This window comes from Streptomyces sp. NPDC059534, from assembly GCF_042743475.1.
Lineage (GTDB): Bacteria > Actinomycetota > Actinomycetes > Streptomycetales > Streptomycetaceae > Streptomyces.
Window position 1 is genome coordinate 51,932 of sequence record NZ_JBHWAQ010000003.1, and the last position, 19,994, is coordinate 71,925.

The 19,994-nt window shown below is 72.0% G+C and carries 15 protein-coding genes; 7 read left to right on the forward strand and 8 right to left on the reverse strand.

Going from position 1 to position 19,994, the window contains the following annotated elements; all coding sequences use genetic code 11:
• The first annotated feature begins 50 nt into the window (after positions 1-50).
• On the forward strand, positions 51-1,172 hold the full coding sequence (alc, locus tag ACFVZH_RS04495) for an allantoicase (protein WP_384893049.1): 1,122 nt from the start codon (positions 51-53) through the stop codon (positions 1,170-1,172).
• A gap of 90 nt (positions 1,173-1,262) precedes the next feature.
• Here the strand turns inward: alc and pepN (ACFVZH_RS04500) are convergent, their stop codons facing one another.
• The 5 genes from pepN (ACFVZH_RS04500) to ACFVZH_RS04520 form a co-directional block, all read right to left on the reverse strand.
• Positions 1,263-3,845: an aminopeptidase N gene (gene pepN / locus ACFVZH_RS04500; protein WP_384893052.1), complete on the reverse strand. Its 2,583-nt coding sequence runs from the start codon at positions 3,843-3,845 to the stop codon at positions 1,263-1,265.
• A 52-nt stretch (positions 3,846-3,897) separates the two neighbouring features.
• Positions 3,898-5,082: a TerD family protein gene (locus ACFVZH_RS04505; protein ID WP_384893055.1), complete on the reverse strand. Its 1,185-nt coding sequence runs from the start codon at positions 5,080-5,082 to the stop codon at positions 3,898-3,900.
• An 80-nt stretch (positions 5,083-5,162) separates the two neighbouring features.
• A complete protein-coding gene (locus ACFVZH_RS04510; protein ID WP_384893058.1) occupies positions 5,163-6,179 on the reverse strand; it encodes an aspartate-semialdehyde dehydrogenase in 1,017 nt (338 codons plus the stop codon).
• A gap of 213 nt (positions 6,180-6,392) precedes the next feature.
• Positions 6,393-9,713: a S8 family serine peptidase gene (locus ACFVZH_RS04515; RefSeq protein WP_384893061.1), complete on the reverse strand. Its 3,321-nt coding sequence runs from the start codon at positions 9,711-9,713 to the stop codon at positions 6,393-6,395.
• A gap of 194 nt (positions 9,714-9,907) precedes the next feature.
• Positions 9,908-10,450, reverse strand: a complete 543-nt coding sequence (locus ACFVZH_RS04520; protein ID WP_384893064.1) for a CGNR zinc finger domain-containing protein — start codon at positions 10,448-10,450, stop codon at positions 9,908-9,910.
• Positions 10,451-10,579: 129 nt separating this feature from the next.
• Here ACFVZH_RS04520 and ACFVZH_RS04525 point away from each other — a divergent pair, with 129 nt between their 5' ends.
• The 5 genes from ACFVZH_RS04525 (at position 10,580) to ACFVZH_RS04545 (ending at position 14,502) form a co-directional block, all read left to right on the forward strand.
• Positions 10,580-11,035, forward strand: coding sequence for a VOC family protein (locus tag ACFVZH_RS04525; RefSeq protein ID WP_384893067.1), 456 nt, complete (start codon positions 10,580-10,582; stop codon positions 11,033-11,035).
• A 72-nt stretch (positions 11,036-11,107) separates the two neighbouring features.
• Positions 11,108-11,974: a pyridoxamine 5'-phosphate oxidase family protein gene (locus ACFVZH_RS04530; RefSeq protein ID WP_384893070.1), complete on the forward strand. Its 867-nt coding sequence runs from the start codon at positions 11,108-11,110 to the stop codon at positions 11,972-11,974.
• A gap of 218 nt (positions 11,975-12,192) precedes the next feature.
• Positions 12,193-12,777 (forward strand): HPP family protein, encoded by a 585-nt coding sequence (locus ACFVZH_RS04535; RefSeq protein WP_384893072.1) that lies wholly within the window; start codon positions 12,193-12,195, stop codon positions 12,775-12,777.
• Between the two features lie 9 nt (positions 12,778-12,786).
• On the forward strand, positions 12,787-13,254 hold the full coding sequence (locus ACFVZH_RS04540; RefSeq protein WP_384893075.1) for an NUDIX hydrolase: 468 nt from the start codon (positions 12,787-12,789) through the stop codon (positions 13,252-13,254).
• A gap of 111 nt (positions 13,255-13,365) precedes the next feature.
• A complete protein-coding gene (locus tag ACFVZH_RS04545) occupies positions 13,366-14,502 on the forward strand; it encodes a serine hydrolase domain-containing protein (RefSeq protein ID WP_384893078.1) in 1,137 nt (378 codons plus the stop codon).
• 2 nt (positions 14,503-14,504) lie between these two features.
• Here the strand turns inward: ACFVZH_RS04545 and ACFVZH_RS04550 are convergent, their stop codons facing one another.
• Entirely contained in the window at positions 14,505-15,509 is a 1,005-nt protein-coding gene (locus ACFVZH_RS04550; protein WP_384893081.1) for a hypothetical protein, read from the reverse strand.
• 246 nt (positions 15,510-15,755) lie between these two features.
• Positions 15,756-18,302 carry an aminopeptidase N gene (gene pepN / locus ACFVZH_RS04555; RefSeq protein ID WP_384893084.1) on the reverse strand — a complete coding sequence of 849 codons (2,547 nt, stop codon included), beginning with the start codon at positions 18,300-18,302 and terminating at the stop codon, positions 15,756-15,758.
• Between the two features lie 150 nt (positions 18,303-18,452).
• Here pepN (ACFVZH_RS04555) and ACFVZH_RS04560 point away from each other — a divergent pair, with 150 nt between their 5' ends.
• On the forward strand, positions 18,453-19,088 hold the full coding sequence (locus ACFVZH_RS04560) for a DsbA family protein (protein ID WP_384893087.1): 636 nt from the start codon (positions 18,453-18,455) through the stop codon (positions 19,086-19,088).
• A 127-nt stretch (positions 19,089-19,215) separates the two neighbouring features.
• Here ACFVZH_RS04560 and ACFVZH_RS04565 read toward each other — a convergent pair whose 3' ends face one another.
• On the reverse strand, positions 19,216-19,860 hold the full coding sequence (locus ACFVZH_RS04565) for a superoxide dismutase (protein WP_384893090.1): 645 nt from the start codon (positions 19,858-19,860) through the stop codon (positions 19,216-19,218).
• Between the last annotated feature and the right edge of the window lie 134 nt (positions 19,861-19,994).

The following is a 19,994-nucleotide window of genomic DNA, read 5'->3' on the forward strand; positions in this document are numbered from 1 at the left end:
TCGAAAACATTCGATGGACCGGGAAGCCCGGGCGGCGGGAAGGTCGGACCATGAGCCTCGACGAGCACACCGACCCGCACGCCAACGACGCCGCCCCCTACTCCGGCGGCGACCCGTACGCCGACTACCGCTCCGGTGACTTCCCCTTCACCGAGCTCGTCGACCTCGCCGACCGCCGCCTCGGCGCCGGGGTGGTGGCCGCCAACGACGAGTTCTTCGCCGAGCGGGAGAACCTGCTCGTCCGCGAGCGGGCCGTCTTCGACCCGGAGCACTTCGGCCACAAGGGCAAGATCATGGACGGCTGGGAGACCCGCCGCCGCCGCGGCGCCGACGCCGGGCACGTCTTCCCCGCCCCCGGCGACCACGACTGGGCGATCGTCCGCCTCGGCGCTCCCGGCGTCATCCGCGGGATCGTCGTCGACACCGCCCACTTCCGCGGCAACTACCCGCAGCGGGTGAGCATCCAGGCCACCGCGGTGGAGGGTTCGCCCAGCCCCGCCGAGCTGCTCGACGCCGCCTGGGAGGAGCTCGTCCCGCCCACCCCCGTCCGGGGCCACGCCGCCAACGGCTTCGCGATCGACGCCGAGCGCCGCTTCACCCACGTCCGCCTCCGCCAGCACCCCGACGGCGGCGTCGCCCGCCTCCGCGTCCACGGCGAGGTCGTGCCCGACCCCGAGTGGCTGGAGCTGCTCGGCACCTTCGACCTGATCTCCGTACTGAACGGAGGCTCCTACGAGGACGCGTCGGACAGGTTCTACTCCTCGCCGACCCAGATCATCCTGCCCGGCACCTCCCGCAAGATGGACGACGGCTGGGAGAACCGCCGCCGCCGGGTCCGCGACACCAACGACTGGGTCCGCTTCCGGCTCGCCGCCCAGGGCGCCGTCCGCGCCGTCGAGATCGACACCGCCTACCTCAAGGGCAACTCGGCCGGCTGGATCGCCCTGCACGGCCGCAACGGCGAGACGGGCGAGTGGTTCGAGATCATCCCCAGGACCCGCCTCCAGCCCGACACCCTGCACCGCTTCACACTCCCCGCCCGGGCCGTCGTCACCCACGTCCGCCTCGACGCCTTCCCCGACGGCGGCGTCGCCCGGATGCGGCTGCACGGCACGCTCACGGAACAGGGCGCGGCCGACCTGCGCGCCCGGTACACGGCCCTCGGCGGCTGACCCGCGCCCGGGGTACGCGGCCGGCCCGCGCCGGACACGGGGAGGGGGCGCCGGACGACGAGTCCGGGGCCCCCTCGGCCGCTGTCCGCCTTACTTGGCGGCCGCGTCCGCCGCCTGCGCCTTCAGGGCGCGCTCGACGCCCGCGCGGCACTCGGTCACCATGCGCCGCAGCGCGGGGACCGGGTCGTGCTCCGCGATCCACGCGTCCGTCGCGTCCAGGGTCTCCTGGGAGACCTGGAAGGTCGGGTAGAGACCGACCACGATCTGCTGGATCATCTCGTGGCTGCGGGTCTCCGCGACGCCCTTGATCGACGCGAAGTACTTCGCCGTGTACGGGACGAGCAGCTCGCGCTGGTCGGACTGGACGAAGCCGCCGATGACGGCCTCCTGCACGGCGTTCGCCAGCTTGTCGTCCTCGACGACCGAGGCCCACGCCTCCGCCTTCGCGGCCTCCGTCGGACGGGCCGCGCGCGCGGTCGCCGCGTGGCGCTCGCCCGCCGCCGTACGGTCGCGCTCCAGCTCGGCGGCGATCTCCGCCTCGTCGAGGCGGCCGGTGGCCGCGAGTCGCTGCACGAACGCCCAGCGCAGCTCGGTGTCGACGGCCAGGCCCTCGATCACCTCGGAGCCGTCGAGCAGCCCGGCGAGCACGTCGAGCTCCGCGTCCTCGCGGGCGGTCGCCGCGAAGGCCCGCGCCCACGCCAGCTGGTGGTCGCCGCCGCCCTCGGACGCGCGCAGCTGCTCCTGCGCGAAGGTGCCCCAGCGTGCCAGGCCGGTGGCCCGCCACTCCGGCGCCGCGTACAGGTCGAGTGCCGCCTTGACCTGGCCCTGGAGCGACTGGACCACGCCGATGTCGGTTTCCTTGGTGATGCCCGAGAGCACCAGGTCGACGTAGTCGCGGGTGGCCAGCTCGCCGTCGCGGGTCATGTCCCAGGCCGAGGCCCAGCACAGGGCGCGCGGCAGGGACTCGGCGAAGTCGCCGAGGTGCGCGGTCACGTTGGTGAGGGACACCGCGTCGAGGCGGACCTTCGCGTACGACAGGTCGTCGTCGTTGAGGAGGACGACCGCCGGGCGGGCCTTGCCGACCAGCTGCGGCACGGCGGTCAGCCCGGCCGCGTCGATGTCCAGCTCCAGGCGGTCGGTGCGGACCAGCTTGCCGGTCGCGTCCAGGTCGTAGAAGCCGATCGCGATGCGGTGCGGGCGCAGGACCGCCTCGCCCTTGGCGCCGGCGGGCAGCGCGGGGGCCTCCTGGCGGACGGCGAAGGCGGTGATGAAACCGTTCTCGTCGGTCTCGATCTCCGGGCGGAGGATGTTGATGCCGGCCGTCTCCAGCCACGCCTTCGACCAGGTCTTCAGGTCACGGCCGGAGGTCTCCTCCAGCGCGCCGAGCAGGTCGGACAGGCGCGTGTTGCCGAAGGCGTGCGCCTGGAAGTACGCCTGCACGCCCTTGAAGAACTCGTCCTGGCCGACGTAGGCGACGAGCTGCTTCAGGACGCTCGCACCCTTGGCGTACGTGATCCCGTCGAAGTTGACGAGCACGTCCTCCAGGTCGTTGATCTCGGCCATGATCGGGTGCGTCGACGGCAGCTGGTCCTGGCGGTAGGCCCAGGTCTTCTCCGCGTTGGCGAAGGTCGTCCAGGCGTGCGGCCAGCGGGTGCCCTCCACCGACGCCTGGCAGGCGACCGAGGTGTAGGTGGCGAACGACTCGTTCAGCCACAGGTCGTTCCACCACTCCATGGTCACGAGGTCGCCGAACCACATGTGGGCCAGCTCGTGCAGGATCGTCTCGGCGCGCCGCTCGTACGCCGCGTCCGTGACCTTCGAGCGGAAGACGTACTGGTCGCGGATGGTGACCGCGCCCGCGTTCTCCATCGCGCCCGCGTTGAACTCCGGCACGAAGAGCTGGTCGTACTTGGCGAACGGGTAGTCGTACGCGAACTTCTCCTGGAACCAGTCGAAGCCCTGCCGCGTGACGTCGAAGATGTGCTCCGCGTCCAGGAACTCGGCCAGCGAGGGACGGCAGTAGATGCCCAGCGGGACGGTCTGGCCGTCCTTCTCGTACGACGAGTGCACCGAGTGGTACGGGCCCACGATCAGCGCGGTGATGTACGTCGACATGCGCGGGGTCGGCTCGAAGTGCCAGACGTTCGCGTCGGGGCCCGTCGGCTCCGGCGTCGGCGAGTTGGAGATGACCTTCCACCCGGCCGGAGCCGTCACAGTGAAGCGGAAGGTCGCCTTCAGGTCGGGCTGCTCGAACGAGGCGAAGACCCGCCGCGCGTCCGGCACCTCGAACTGGGTGTACAGGTAAGCCTGGTCGTCGACCGGGTCGACGAAGCGGTGCAGGCCCTCACCGGTGTTGGTGTACGCGCAGTCGGCGACGACCGTCAGCTCGTTGCGGCCCGCGACCAGGTGGTCCAGCGCGATCCGCGAGTCGCGGAAGACGGCGGCGACGTCCAGCGAGTGGCCGTTCAGCACGGCCTCGTGGACGGCGGGGGCGACGAGGTCGATGAAGGTCGAGGCACCGGCCTCGGCGGAATCGAAGCGGACGGTGGTGACGGACCGGTAGGTGCCGCCCTCCTGCGCACCGGAGAGGTCGAGTTCGACCTCGTACGCGTCCACGGACAGCAGGGCCGCCCTCTGCTGAGCCTCTTCACGGGTCAGGTTTGTGCCAGGCACCCGGTCAACTCCTCGGTTTCGTGACGTTTGGTCCATCCTTCCACGGGGTGCCTCAGCGGCGCACCGCGCATTTCCAAGGCCCGTCGCCGCTGATCCTCAGCAGTCCGGGACCCGGCACCGGGGCGCCGACCCGGACCTCGCCTATCTCGTTGACCAGCAGGTCCTGCTCCTCGTCGTCGTAGAGCGGGTCCTGCGGCGGGGTGTGCTGGTGGACGGTGAAGTTGGACTGCCCGTGGTGATGGAAGTCGAGCACCCCGGACGGCCCGTCGTAGATCACCAGATCGTGGGCGAGTCCCTCGATGTGGCTGTCGAACCGGCGGGCGTGGGACAGCGGCAGCACCCGCAGCGTCCAGGGGGCGTCGGCCTCCACCCGCAGCGTGAGCGGGCGAGCGCGCGGCACCAGCGCGACCGTCCGGGCGCGGACGTCGTCCTCGTACGCCATGAGCAGGAACTCCTCGGCCCGCCCGTACGCGTCGCACGCCTCGATCGTGGTGGACAGCGAGTGGAACGACTCGATCTCCAGGAGCACCCAGTGCCCCGGCGGCAGCGCCGGGTCGCAGTGCACGGTCTCCTTGCCGCGCCCCTGGTACACGGCGGGCCGGAACGCGCCCCCGTACGGGTCGGACACCGGGACCGGCGGGGCCGCGGGCACCGGCGGCGCGGGCGGCGGGACGTAACCGGGGCCCGGGATCGGGGGCGGCGGCGACTCCACCACGATGCCGAAGTCCGTCGCGAGCCCGGCCAGCCCCGAGGCGTACCCCTGGCCGACGGCACGGAACCGCCAGCCGCCGTCGCGCCGGTAGAACTCGCCGAAGACGAAGGCCGTCTCCGTCGACGCGTCGCCGATCGCGCAGTACGCCACGGGGTTCCCGGCCGCGTCCGTGACCCGCACGTCGAGCGCGGGCACCTGACCGAAGGCGCCCCCGTCGGCGGAGGCGGCGATCACCAGACGCCCCACGTCCGGCTCCACGCGCGCGAGGTCCAGCCACAGCCAGTCCGCGGCCGGGCTGCCCGGCTCGCCCGGGGCCGACTTCCCCAGGTGCCGCACCGCCCCCGAAGGATGCTCGGCGTGGTTGTAGAAGACCAGGTCGGCGTCGCCCCTGACCCGCTCCCCGGCCCCCAGGAGCAGCGCCGACACGTCCACGTCGGGCACCCCGTACCCGGTCCGCCAGCTGACCGCGACATGCAGGGCCTGCGGGGGCACCGCGATGCTCGCACCCTTCGGTATCTGGGTCATGGAGGCACTCTGGCACGGCCGGGCACGCCGGAGGGGCGGCTCCCCGCAACGGGAAGCCGCCCCTCCGGAGGTTGCGGCGATCAGCCCTTGAGCTCGGCCGCGACGAGCTCCGCGATCTGCACGGCGTTCAGCGCCGCGCCCTTGCGCAGGTTGTCGTTGGAGAGGAACAGCGCGAGGCCGTTCTCGACGGTCTCGTCCACACGGATGCGGCCCACGTACGAGGCGTCCTTGCCGGCCGCCTGGAGCGGGGTCGGGATCTCGGAGAGCTCGACGCCCTCGGCGCCGGTGAGCAGCTCGTAGGCGCGCTCCACGCTGATCGGACGCTCGAAGCGGACGTTGACCTGGAGCGAGTGGCCGGAGAAGACCGGGACGCGCACGCAGGTGCCGGAGACCTTCAGCCCGGGGATCTCCAGGATCTTGCGGGACTCGTGGCGGAGCTTCTGCTCCTCGTCGGTCTCGAAGCTGCCGTCGTCGACGATCGAACCGGCCAGCGGGACCACGTTGAAGGCGATCGGACGCTTGTAGACCGCGGGCTCGGGGAACTCGACGGCCTCGCCGTCGAAGGCCAGCTGGTCGGCGGTCTCGGCCACGGCACACGCCTGCGTGCGCAGCTCGGCGACGCCGGCCACGCCCGAGCCGGACACGGCCTGGTAGGTGGTGGCGATCAGCGCGGTCAGGCCGGCCTCCTGGTGGAGCGGCTTGAGGACCGGCATGGCGGCCATCGTGGTGCAGTTCGGGTTCGCGATGATGCCCTTGGGGCGGTCCTTGATCGCGTGCGGGTTGACCTCGGAGACCACCAGCGGGACCTCGGGGTCACGGCGCCAGGCGGAGGAGTTGTCGATCACGACGGCACCCTGGGAGGCGACCTTCTCGGCGAGGGCCTTGGAGGTGGCGCCGCCGGCCGAGAAGAGCACGATGTCCAGGCCGGTGTAGTCGGCGGTGGAGGCGTCCTCGACCGTCACCCCGTCCACGACGGTGCCGGCGGAACGCGCGGACGCGAACAGCCGCAGCTCGTCCACCGGGAAGTTCCGCTCGGCGAGGATCTTCCGCATGACTGTGCCGACCTGACCGGTGGCTCCGACGATTCCGACCTTCACGGGGACTCCTCCGTACGTATGTGCAGGGTGCTGCCGGTCCATGATGCGTATGTCCCCGGGCGCCTTGTCCAATCCATTGTCCAAGGGTCGGGACCGAACGTTCCGGACCGCTGCCGCCTGGTGGGGGATCGACCTCGGCGGCATCCGCTCCCGAGAGGCGCATGCGAAGGGGCGGGCACCGGATTCGGTGCCCGCCCCCTCACTCGTACGGTGCTACGGGGTGACCGCGCCGATCAGGACGCTGCCGGTGCCCGCGACGGTGCCGCGGGCGTTGAGGAGCTGGACCTCGCCGAAGAACTGGCGTCCCTCGGGAGCCGCACCGGCGACGACGACCTCGGCCGAGACCGGGGCGGAGGCGCCGTTGGCGAGGGTGACCGGCTTCGAGCCGTCGACCTTCACGGTGCCGAGCGCGGACGAGTAGTACACGTCCTTGTAGTCGTACGTGGTGCCGCCCGCGGCCTGGACCGAGTAGCCGTCGATGACGACGGTGTACGTGCCGGCCGCCGGGTTCACGAGGGAGACGGACTCCTCCGAGTCGCCGTCGGCGGACTGGCCGACCTGCTCGCCGTCCAGCAGGACCGTGAGGTCGAGGTCGGCGGCCTTGTCGGACGTGTTGCCGATGCCGATGTCGAGCCGCTCGACGCCCTCGCCGATGGTGACGGTCCGGGTGTGCTGCTCGTGGTGCTGGATGGTCGGCGTCTCGCTCTTCTGCGAGCCGAGCGAGCCGCCCTTGAGCGTGCCCGCGAGGCCCGCGAAGCGGTTCGTGACCGTCCACTGGACCGCGGCCGGGGTGCCGATCTTCGCCTCCGGGACCGTCTGCACGGCCGGGTCGAAGTCGGCGCCGAGGGCGGTGACGCCCAGGGTGTACGGGTTGTCCAGGTCCGGCGACGTGCGACGGGCCTCGACCTCGACCTCCCAGACGCCGGGCGTCGGGTCCGCGTAGGACCGCAGGTCCGGGCGGCAGGTGTTGGCCGGGTTGTAGTGCGGGTAGCACTGCGTGGTGGCGCTGTCCTCGATGCCCACGCCGACCGGGTGGATGGAGATGAACCGGGTCTGGCTCTTCTCCTTCAGACCGGCAAGGGAGACCTCCAGCGTCTTGGCGCCCTCGGGCACGGTGACGAAGTAGGACTTGCTGCTGTTGCGCTGCACCGAGCCGGTGGCGGAGAAGCCGTAGCCCGGGGTGACCAGGTCGTTCGCGACGATCGAGGTGGCGAGGATCTGCTTGTCGACGCCCTCGGTGCGCTCGTCGTCGGCCTCCAGGATGACGCTGTGCGCGCCGGCGGTGGCCGCGCGGGCCTGCAGCTTGACGGTGACCGGCTTGTTCAGCGGCAGATCGATCTCGTCGTCGCCGAGGATGCGGAAGGTGCCGTCGTTGTACTTGAGGTCCAGCTCGTGCTCGATCGGCCGGTTCGGGCCGCTCGTGCGCGTGATGGTGACGTCGTAGGTCCGCTTCTCGCCGACCTTGAGACCGCCCTCGCGGTCGTACACGCCGGTGCCGGTGTGCGGGGCCGGGAAGATCACGGTGTCGACCGGGGCCTCGACCTTGTAGTCGTGCGCGGTCGCGCCGTCCTTGATCGACTCCCAGGCTTCCTCGATGTCCATGAGGCCCGCGCCCTGCTCGTGCGCCGCGACACCGGGGATGCGCTTCGCGGTCGAGGTCAGCGCGGTCCGCAGGGTGAGCGGGGAGAGCGCGATGCCCTTCTGCTTCGCGGCCGAGATCAGCAGCGCGCTCGCGCCCGCCGCCTGCGGCGAGGACATCGAGGTGCCGTTGAGCATGCCGTAGCCGGCGGGCAGCTGGTAGCCCGACTCGGCGACGCCGGCACCCGGCAGCCAGGTCGGGATGGTGTTCACGGCGGAGCCGGGAGCGGTGAGGGTCGGGGTGAAGCCGCCGTCCTCGCGCGGGCCGCGCGAGGAGAAGGGGAACATGGCGTACTTCTTCTCGACGGCGGAGCCGTAGTTGGCGGCCCAGGTCTCCTTGGAGACCGCGGCGCCGACCGAGATGACCTTGTCGGCCAGGCCGGGGTCGCCGATCGTGTTGATGCCGGGACCCTCGTTGCCGGCCGAGATGACCAGCTGGACGCCGTACTGGTCGATCAGGCGGGTGTAGAGGCGCGAGCGGACGTTGTCGCCGTCGTTCTGCTGCGGCAGGCCGCCGATCGACATGTTGACGATGTCGACGCCGCGGTTGACGACGAGGTCCGTCATACCCTCGGTGAGGGCGGTGTTGGTGCAGCCGCCGGACCAGGTGCACGCACGCGCGGAGACGATCTTCGCGCCGGGGGCGGCGCCGCTCATCTTCCCGCCGAAGAGGCCGTTGGCGGCGGTGATGCCGGCGACGTGGGTGCCGTGCGAGGACTCGACGAGACCGATGTTGACGAAGTCCCGCTTCTGGCCGACCCAGGTCCCGCCGAGCGGGTCCATCGGGACGTCCCTGCGGATCTCCACGACGAACGGGGTCTTCTCGACGACCTCGGTCGCCGGGTTGTCGGTACCGAAGTAGCCGATCTGGAACCCGTCCTTGTACGGCTTCATCGGCGCGTTGTCCGTGAAGTCGTTGTTCTGGTCGGTGTCCACACGGACGGTTCCGGCGGCCGGGTCGTACAGCATGCCGAAGACGTCGGTGGTGTCGCCGTCCCGGTTGATGTCGCCCTTGGGGTCGCCGCCCGCGGTGACCGCCTCGGTGAAGCGGCTGAACTGGTACGAGCCCGCCGGGGCGGTCCAGCTCTTCGTGGAGGCGGTGAAGACGGGGCCGGTGACCGGGGTGATCTGGGCGCGCCAGGTGGCGTCGCCCTCGGTCAGCGGGTCGGTCGCGGTGACCCAGTCGACGATCTTGCGCTCGCCGGTGGTGGTCTTGGCGAGGGCCGGGTGACCGAGGTCCACGCCGGAGTCCAGGATGCCGATGGTCACGCCGCGGCCGTCGGCCTTGGGGTGCTCCTTGACGAAGTCGACCGCGCCCGTCTCGTGCGACGGGTTGTACGGGTTCTTCGCCGGGGTGTCACGGCCCGGGGCCGGGTAGGCCGTGGTGACCGTGGTGCCGCCGGCGGCACCCGTGGCGGCGCCCGCGTCCGGGGTCGGGTCGTCCAGGGGGATCTCGGCCTGGAGGTCGATCGACTGGACGGAGGAGAGCTCCGTGGCGGCCTTGATCGCGGCCGCGGCCTTGGCGATCGGCAGGGTGGCGCGGACGTAGCCGAGCGCGTCCTGCTGCTTGCCGACGGAGGCGCCGGGGACCGCGTCGAGCTGGCCGGTGACCTGCTCGGTGGCGCCGGGGGCGGTGGCGACGAGGACGGTGACGTTCTTCTCGCCGCCGGCCTGGGCCTCGGTGAGGCGCTGCGCGTCGATGGCGCCGAGCTTGTCGGCGGGGTTCGACGCCTTGACCGGGGGAGTGCTCTCCGGGGCGGCGGCGGCGAGCACGGGCGCGGCCCCGGTCGCGACGAGCGCGGCGACGAGACCGGTGGCGGCGGCAATGCGCGCCGCACGTCTGCGCCCGTGCGTCGAGCGTCCGGGTATGGAGCTCAGAGTTTCGGGGGTGGTCATCTACATCCCTGTTTGTGAAAGGAGAGGGTCCGGATTTCGGTGCCGGATGACCGCTCAGCCTTTCGCAAGAGACAGGGGTTTGTGGAGAGTTCCCCGGTGCCGGGTTGCCGCCGCGGCGCAAACCCGCCAGGGGTGCCGATGCGCCACACGGGACGAACCCGCCCCAACCGGGGCGAGTTCGAGGTCCCGGCGGGTCAGTTCTCCTTCGTCCGGGCGTAGTGGCGGGACGCCTTGGCGCGGTTGCCGCAGATCGCCATCGAGCACCAGCGGCGGGTGCCGTTCCGCGAGGTGTCGAAGAAGTGCAGGATGCACGCCTCGTGGGCGCAGGCGCGGATCCGGTCGGGGGCGGTGCGCAGCAGGTCGAGGTAGTCGCGGGCGGCGGTCCAGCCGGGCCCCCAGGCGGGGTCGGCGAACTCGGCCTCCTCGCCGGGGCCGTCGGTGGTGAGGGTGGCCCGGATGCGGCCGCGGCCGAGGACCGTGTCGACCCGGGTGGTGGCGTCGGGGTCGCCGGGGCGGTCGACGAGCGCGGCGAGCGCGTCCCGGGCGGCGAGGGTGTGGCGCAGGGTGGTGGCGTCGGCGGTGAACCGTTCCGCCAGGCCGTTGGCGCCGAGCCAGACGGCGAGACCCCCGACGTCCGTCAGCAGGTCCTGGCGGACGCCTTCCTCGTTCCAGCGGGTGTTGAGCAGGTCAAGGGAGACGGGCTCGCCGGTGAGCGGCCGGGGGTCGATGGCGGTCATGGCGGGCACCCTTCTCGGTGAACTAACCCCTCAAGAGTACGTGAGCGGTTGACTCGCTCTGCCTCTAACCTCTAAAGTCTAAATGAGAGGTTAGCCCGAGGGGGCTGCCACGCCAGAGAGGGAACGCCCATGTCCGCGATCGGCACACTCGCCACCCACCACGTCGGCCTCAACGTCACCGACCTGGCACGCTCACTCGCCTTCTACGGCGACGTCCTCGGCTTCGACGTCCTCGGCGAGGGCGAGGAGAAGGACAGCCGCTACGCCTTCCTCGGCCAGGACGGCCGCCTGGTCCTCACCCTCTGGCAACAGGCCGAGGGCGCCTACGACTCCGGCCGGCCCGGCCTCCACCACCTCGCCTTCGAGGCGCGGTCCCTCGCACACGTCCGCGCCGCCGAGGCCGCGCTCACCGCCCGCGGCGCCTCCTTCGCCCACGACGGCGTCGTCGCCCACCGGGAAGGCGCCACCTCGGGCGGCATCTTCTTCCACGACCCCGACGGAACCCGCCTCGAAATCTCCGTCCCGACCGGCCTGGAAGACGCCCACGCCCCCTCGGCGACGGCCCCCACCTGTGGCTTCTTCTAGCCGAACCCAGGTCGCGCGCCCCCGCCCCGAGGCCACCCCGCACCCACCGAACCCGCACTTCCGGAGGTCCCCGTGAACACCGCGTACCACTCCGGCTCCCTGGCCGTACAGCAGCGGTTCGGCGTCCGGCAGCTCGCCGATCACGTCGGCCGCTCCATCACCCCCGGCATCCGCCCCGTCGCCGCCGCCTTCCTGGAGGCGCAGCCGATGCTGATGATCGGCGCGGCCGACCACGAAGGCCGCGTCTGGTCGACCCTGCTCACCGGCGCACCGGGATTCGTCCGGGCCACCGGCCCGCACACCGTCTCCGTGGCCGCGGCCCTCCCCGAGGGCACGCCCGAGGGCGCCCCCATCGGCACACTCGCCCTCGACCCCCGCACCCGCCGCCGCATGCGTCTCAACGGCATCGCGCGGCCCAGCGCGCGCGGCTTCACGATCGAGGCCGAGCAGGTCTTCTCCAACTGCCCCAAGTACCTCCAGAAGCGGGAGCTGTACGGCTCCGATCCCGCCCACCGCCCCGGGGCCGGTGCCACACGGCACGGCGAGGCCCTCACCCCCGACCAGCTGCGCCGCGTCCGTGCCGCCGACACCTTCTTCGTCTCCACCGCGGCCCCCGACGGTGTCGACACCAGCCACCGCGGCGGCAACCCCGGCTTCGTCCGGGCCGCCGGGCCCCGCGAACTCAGCTGGCGCGACTACCCGGGCAACGCGATGTTCCTGACCCTGGGCAACCTGGAGTCCGACGGCCGGGCCGGCCTGCTCTTCCTCGACTGGGAGACGGGCACGACCCTCCAGCTCAGCGGCCTCGCGCACACCGAGTACGGCCCCGAGGGCCGCGTCACCCGCTTCCGCGTCGACCGCACGGTCGAGACCCCGGCCGGCAGCCCCCTGCGCTGGTCGCCGCCGGAGTACTCGCCCTCCAACCCGCCCACCCCCTGACGAAGGCCCACCGCCTGACCGAGGCCCGCCACCTCGCCCGGCCCGTTGCCTCGCCCCGGCCCCATGGCCTTGCCCCGGGCGTCCGCCCCGCCCCGGCCCGGCCCGTCGCCTCGCCTCGCCTCGGCCGTCCTGCCTTGCCCTGCCGGCCTGCCACGCCCCGGCCCGCCGTGGCGCCACCCGCCCGTCCCCGCCTGCCCGCCGACACCCGAGGACCACCCGTGACCACCACCCCGGCCCCAGCGCCCGCCGCGGAAGCGACCCCGGCGCCCCCGGCGGCGCCCGCACCCGCGGTCCCCGCCTCCGCACCCGACCCCGCGCCGCCCGCCCGCCGCAGGCCGCCCGCCCGTCCCCGTCCGCGAATCGTGCTGGCGTCCACCGCCGCGAGCGTGACCGCGCTCCTTCTCCTGGTCGCGGTGGGCACTCTCCTGCACCAGCCGCTGCTCGTCCCGCCGCTCGCCGCGAGCATGGCGCTGGTGGCGGGCGCCCCCGACCTGCCGCTCTCGCAGCCGCGCTCGGTCGTCGGCGGCCAGCTGCTCTCCGCCCTCACCGGCTTCGCGGTGCTCGCGGCGGCCGGACCGGGCCTGTGGGGCGCAGCCGTCGCGGGCGGTCTCGCCCTCGGCGTGATGATGCTCGCCCGTACCCCGCACTCGCCCGCGGCGGCGACGGCCGTCATCGTCGCCCTCCAGGCACCGCCGTTCTGGTCGTTTCTCGGCCTTCTCGCGCTCGCCTCGCTCCTCCTGGTCGCCGTCGGGCTCGGCGCGGGCCGTGTCACGGGGCGGACGTATCCCGTGTACTGGTTCTAACCTCGTTCCATGCAGCAGGAGTTGAGGGTGGCGGCCTACGCCGTGTGCGTCCGGGACGACGAGGTGCTCCTTGCCCGCTGGGTCGCGAAGGACGGCACCAAGCGGTGGACCCTGCCGGGCGGCGGCATGGACCACGGCGAGGATCCCGTCCGTACCGTCGTCCGCGAGGTCGAGGAGGAGACCGGCTATCTGACCGAGCCCACCTCCCTCCTCGGCATCGACTCCATCCGGCGCTCCTGGCTCCGCCGGCTCGGCGGCCCCGGCGACTGGCAGGGGCTGCGGATCATCTACGAGACACGGATCACCGGCGGCGCCCTGCGGAACGAGGAGGGCGGCTCCACCGACCTCGCCGCCTGGCACCCGCTCGGCTCCGTGCCCTCCCTCACGCGTGTCGAACTGGTCGACATCGGACTTCAGCTCTGGCGCGACCGGCCGCCCGTGGGCCACTCGCACCTCACCGATCCCGCGAACGGCTGACCGTGCCGCCGGAAGGCTGAAAACGGCTCAACCACCGCGAGCGGGGTCAACCTCCGGCTCCGCCTCGTGGTCCCTTCCCCCGACCGCAGCAAACGATCAGGGGAGCCCCGCATGTCAGCCGCACGCACCGTCGTCGCCGCCACCCTGGTGGCAGGTCTCGCCGCCACCGCCCTCGCCACGCCCGCCCTCGCGGCGCCGGCGCACCGGCAGGACCACGCGGCCACCCAGCAGGCCCTGGACGCGGCCGTCGCCGAGGGCGTGCCCGGCGCCGTCGCCCAGGCCCGTGACGGAGGCGACCGCTGGACCGGCACCGCCGGCGAGCGGAAGGGCAACGACCGCTACCGGGTCGGCTCCATCACCAAGACCTTCACCGCCACCGTCCTGCTCCAGCTGCAGGCGGAGGGCCGCATCGACCTCGACGACCCGGTGGAGAAGTGGCTCCCCGGCGTCGTCCGGGGCAACGGCCACGACGGCCGGAAGATCACCGTCCGCCAGTTGCTCAACCACACCAGCGGCATCTACAGCTACACGGAGGACCCCGCCTTCCAGGAGAAGGTGTTCGGCCCCGGCTTCCTGGAGCACCGCTACGACACCTGGACCCCGCGGCAGCTCGTCGGAGTCGCCATGGCCCACCGGCCGGACTTCACCCCCGGCACCGCATGGAACTACTCCAACACCAACTTCGTCCTCGCCGGCATGGTGATCGAGAAGGTCACCGGCCGCACGTACGGCAAGGCCGTCGAGAACCGGATCATCAAGCCGCTCAAGCTGCGCGCCACCACCGTCCCCGGGACCCGCTCGGCCATGCCGGAGCCCAGCAGCCCGGCGTACTCCAAGCTCTCCCGCGACCCGAACAGCCCCGTCCACGAGGTGTCCGCGCTCAACCCGAGCATCGCGGGCGCGGCGGGCGAGATCATCTCCGACTCCCGCGACCTGCAGACCTTCTACCGGGCCCTGCTCAAGGGCCGGCTCCTCACGAAGGAGGGCCTGAAGGAGATGACCACCACGGTCACGATCTCACCCGACTACCCGAACGTGAGCTACGGCCTCGGGCTCATGAAGGAGAAGCTCAGCTGCGGAACGGAGGTCTGGGGTCACGGCGGCGGCATCCACGGCTCCTCCTCGCTGGCCCAGGTGACCCGTGACGGCGAGCACTCCCTCGCCGGCAACTTCAACGCCGACTGGACGGGCGACACCCAGAAGGTCGTCGAGGCCGAGTTCTGCGGGACGGCCGCCCCGCAGAAGTAGCCTCACCGCGGCAGGACGACGACGTAGGCGGCGGGCTGCCGGTCCGGCGAGGCCATCAGGGCCGTACGGACCACGGCGGCTTGCTGGTCCAACGCCTCGCGCAGCTTGCGTGGGGTGAGGTGGACGACCGTGATGCCGAGCCGCTCCAGGTGCTCCCGCTTGCGGGTGTACTCGGACCAGAGCGCGTCGTCGTCCTGCCGTGGCGCCCGGGTGTCCAGCTCGACGGCGACCGCCTGGTCCGGCCAGTAGGCGTCCACCCCGCCCAGGTGCGGGCCGCCCGGCAGCCGCAGGTCCACGTTCCACAGCGGGTCCGGCAGGCCGAACTCCCGCACCATCTCGTACAGCCGCTCCTCGGAGAGCGACCGCCCCTCGGTGAGCAGCGCGTCCACCGCGTCCACCACGTGCGGCCGGGTCAGCAGCCGGGCTCGGTTCAACTCCCGTACCACCACGCCCGGTTCGCAGTGGCCGCCGCGGACCGCCTCGGTGAGAAGGCTGCGTACGGTCTCCGCGTCCGGGAGGCCCGACACCGCGTCGGCGACGGCCCGGGCGACCGGCGCGACCGGGACGCCCGTGAGCTCCACCGGCTCGGGCGCCTCGGCCGCGCGCACCACCCGCACCCACCCCGTGGAGCGCAGCCGCCGGGTGCGCGGCACCAGGACGTCGATCCGGTCCAGAGCGGTGAGCGGGGGAGCGGACGAGAAGCGGTGCAGGGTCAGGGCGGCCAGACCGGTGATCATCGCGTCCGGCCCCTGCGGGGGTACGGCCCCGGCCCTGCGGGCGTACAGGAGTGCGGCGTGCAGCCGGTCCTCGCTGGTGGGCGGTCCGGGGTGGAGCAGGAACACGCCGGGCAGCAGCTGCTGCCAGCCGCCGGGCCGGCAGTGCGCGGCCACGTCGGCGGCGGGCATCCCCTGCGCCCTCAACTGGTCGGCGGACGCGAGGCGTTGTGCCGCGCCGGTGCGGGGGGAGAGGGGGAGGGGGCGGGGGGTGATGGGGGTGTTGTGGTTCATGCCGGGGGTCTTCCGCTTCCGAAGGCTCCCCTAACCCCTGTTACACGCTCGTCGACAATTGGGGACAACCTCGCCCTAAAGTACGCACGTTCGACTGCCGATGAGGGGCCGCACCCGCGACGCCCGTGCGACGGCGGTGAAGCCGCCCGCGCCGTACGAAGCCGGCGGCCGGACCCCCCCCGCCCATGCGACGGCGGGGGCCGCGAGCCGAAGCCCGCGACCCCCGCCGCCCCGAGGACGTGACGGCTACTCCGCCAGGTGGTCGCAGTCCTGCGCGCGCAGTGCCCGCGCCAGGTCGTCGCGCGCCTCCAGGACCAGGCGGCGCAGGGCCGGCGCGGCCGACTCGTGCGCGGCCAGCCAGGCGTCCGTGGCGGCCAGGGTCGCCGCGTCGTCCTGGAGCCCCGGGAACAGCCCCCGGACGACGTCCATGCCGATCTGGATCGACCGCTCGGCCCACAGCCGCTCGATCGAGGCGAAGTACTTCTCCGCGTACGGGGCGATCAGCGCCCGCTGCGAGGGCTGGACGAAGCCCGCGATGGTCGCCTCGACCAGCGCGTTCGACAGGGTGTCCGACTCGACGACCTGCGCCCACGCCTGCGCCTTGACCTCGGCCGAGGGCCGCGAGGCGAGCAGCCGGACCTGGTGGCGCTTGCCCGTCGCCGTGTCGTCCCGGGCCAGCTCCTCGCCGATCCGGCCCTCGTCGGCGCGGCCGTGCGCGGCCAGCGGGGAGAGCAGCGCCCAGCGCAGCTCCTGGTCGACGTCGAGCCCGTCGATCTTCGCGGTGCCGTCGAGCAGCCCCTCCAGGAGCTGGAAGGCGGCGTCGGACGAGGCCGTCGCCGCGAAGAACCGCGCCCAGGTCAGCTGGTGCTCGCTGCCCGGCTCGGCGACCCGCAGCTCGCGCAGCCCGCCCTCGGCGAGCTGCCGCCCGCCCTCCTCGCGCCACTCGGGCGCCGCGTAGTGGGTGACGGCCGACTTCGTCCAGGCGTGCACCATCTGGAGTACGCCGATGTCGGTCTCGCGGCCCGCCGAGGCGAGCGCGACGGCGACGAAGTCCCGGGCGGGCATCAGCCCGTCGCGGGTCAGGTTCCACAGCGCCGACCAGCACAGGGCGCGGGCGAGCGGGTCGGTGATGTCGCCGAGGTGGGCGCGCAGGGTGGCGAGCGAGCCCTCGTCGAAGCGGATCTTGCAGTAGGTCAGGTCGTCGTCGTTGACGAGCACCAGGTCGGGCTTCTCCTCGCCCGCCAACTCGGAGACGACCGTCCGGGCGCCGGTGATGTCGGCCTCGGCCCGCGCGTACCGGGTGAGCTCCCCGCCGGAGAGCCGGTAGAGGCCGACGGCCGCCCGGTGCGGACGGAGCTCGTCGCCCTCCTGGACGACGGCGAGCTCGGTGATCCGGCCCTCCGCGTCGTAGGTGACGGCCGGCGTCAGGGAGTTCACCCCGGAGGTCTGCAGCCAGGACTTCGCCCAGGACCGCATGTCGCGGCCGGAGGTCTCCTCCAGGATCGCGAGGAGGTCGGCGAGCCGCGTGTTCCCGTACGCGTGGCGCTTGAAGTAGCGGCGCGCGCCCTCCAGGAACGCGTCCCGGCCGGCGTACGCGACGAGCTGCTTGAGCACCGACGCGCCCTTGGCGTAGGTGATGCCGTCGAAGTTGAGCTTGGCGTCCTCCAGGTCGCGGATGTCGGCCGTGACCGGGTGGGTGGACGGCAGCTGGTCGGCGCGGTACGCCCAGGACTTGCGGTTGTTGGCGAAGGTCACCCAGCTGTTGGTGAAGCGGGTGGCCTCGGCGTTCACGAAGGAGCCCATGAAGTCCGCGAAGGACTCCTTCAGCCACAGGTCGTCCCACCACACCATGGTGACGAGGTCGCCGAACCACATGTGCGCCATCTCGTGCAGGATGACGTTGGCCCGGCTCTCGTACGCGGCCTGGGTGACCTTGCCCCGGTAGATGTACTCCTCGCGGAAGGTCACCATGCCCGGGTTCTCCATCGCGCCGAGGTTGTACTCGGGGACGAAAGCCTGGTCGTACTTCCCGAAGGGGTACGGGTAGTCGAAGTTGTCGTGGAAGAAGTCGAAGCCCTGCTTGGTGATCAGGAAGACGTCGTCCGCGTCGAAGTGCTTGGCCAGCGACTTCCGGCACATCGCGCCGAGCGGGATCTCCAGGTCGCCGCGCCGGTAGCTGTCGGTCACGTAGTGGTACGGGCCCGCCACCACGCAGGTGATGTACGTGGAGATCGGCGCGGTCTCGGCGAACCGCCACACGCCCTCGGCGTCCTGCTCCCCGGCGCCGTTGGACCACACCGTCCAGCCCTCGGGGGCGGTCACCGAGAAGCGGTACGGGGCCTTGAGGTCGGGCTGCTCGAAGTCGGCGTACACCCGGCGGGCGTCGGCCGGCTCGTACTGCGTGTAGAGGTAGACCTCGCCGTCCTCCGGGTCGACGAAGCGGTGCATGCCCTCGCCGGTCCGGCTGTAGGCGCACTGCGCGTCCACCACGAGGGTGTTCTCGTCGGCGAGGCCGTCGAGCGTGATCCGCGAGCCGTCGAAGACGACCGCCGGGTCGAGGGAGCGCCCGTTGAGGGTGACCGCGGTCACGGACGGGGCGATCAGGTCGACGAACGTGCTCGTGCCCGTGCCGGTGCGGCGGAAACGGATCGTCGTCTCCGAACGGAAGGTGCGCACCGCCTCGGCGGAGTCGCCGACGGCCGAGCGGAGGTCGAGAAAGACCTCGTAGCCGTCGACGGACAGCAGCTCGGCCCGCTCCTGGGCCTCGTCGCGGGACAGATTCTCACCGGGCACGGTCACTCCTTCGTGGCGCGTTCGAAACAGCACCGATCCTCCCATGTGCAGCTGACACCCGGGACACGGGAATGCGCCCGGGCGCGCGCGGGTTCCCTCCTTTCGGCGCACCACCTTCTTGTTTTTCCCGCGGCCGTACCGAGGAGTGACATGTCCGAGAGCAGGACCACCGCCGACTTCTACTTCGACCCGCTGTGCCCCTGGGCCTGGATGACCTCCCGCTGGATGCTGGAGGTGGAGCAGGTCCGCCCGGTCGACGTGCGCTGGAAGGTCATGAGCCTGGCCGTGCTCAACGAGAACCGTCTCGACGAGGTCCCGGCCGAGTACCGCGAGATGCTGGAGACCCAGGCGTGGGGCCCGGTCCGGGTCGTCATAGCCGCCCAGCAGCTGCACGGCGACGAGGTCGTCGGCAAGCTCTACACGGCCCTCGGCAGCCGCTTCCACAACAACGGCGAGGGCCCGACCCACGACGCGATCGCCGGCGCCCTGGCCGATGTCGGCCTGCCCGAGGACCTGGTCGAGTACGCCGACAAGGACACCTACGACACCGAGCTGCGCGCCTCCCACCAGGAGGGCATCGACAAGGTCGGCCAGGACGTCGGCACCCCGGTCATCGCGGTGCCCGGCCCGACGGGCGACGAGGTCGCCTTCTTCGGCCCCGTCGTCACCCCGACCCCGCGCGGCGACGCGGCGGCCCGGCTGTGGGACGGCACCCTGCTCGTGGCGTCGACGCCGGGCTTCTACGAGATCAAGCGCACCCGGACGGCGGCGCCCAGCTTCGAGTAGTCCCCCGGCGCAGGGAAGAACCCCCGTGATGCACGTCATCACGGGGGTTCTTCTTTCATCCGTCCGCAGGTGAAGGCTGAGAAGACGATCACGAGCAGGACGACGGGGGAGCCCTGTCGGGCTCGGATCAGAAGGAGATCAGCGGCACGGAAGCCTTGGCGGCGTGGTAGCGCCTGCTCACGTCCTGCCAGTTGACGACCTGCCACATGGCCTCGATGAAGTCGACCTTCTGGTTCTTGTACTGGAGGTAGAAGGCGTGCTCCCAGGCGTCGAAGACGAGGACGGGGACCGAGCCGACACCGACGTTGCCCTGGTGGTCGTAGACCTGCTCGACGATGAGCCGGCCGCTGACCGGCTCGTAGGCGAGGACGCCCCAGCCGGAGCCCTGGGTGGTCGCGGACGCTTTGGTCAGCTGGGCCTTGAACCCGGCGAAGGAGCCGAAGGACTCGGTGATGGCGTCCGCGAGGTCGCCGACGCCGTCGGCGGCCAGCGGCTCGCCGCCGCCCCCGTCCTTCGGGCTGTCCATGTTGTTCCAGTAGATGGAGTGCAGGATGTGGCCGGAGAGGTGGAACGCGAGGTTCTTCTCCAGGCCGTTGACGGCGCCCCACTGGTCCTTGTCGCGCGCCTCCTCCAGCTGCTCCAGGGTGTCGTTCGCGCCCTTGACGTACGCGGCGTGGTGCTTGTCGTGGTGCAGCTCGATGATCTGCGGATTGATCACCGGCTCCAGCGCCGCGTAGTCGTACGGCAGCTCAGGAAGTGTGTAGATCGCCATGTGCCCGGCCCCTTCGACTGCTCCTGCTTATTGCAACCTATATGCAGGTGCAGGGTAACAGTAGGTGCACACATTAGTTGATCAGCCCTTCGTCCTGGGTCGCACGTCCCCGGCACGGCGAAACCCCCGTACCC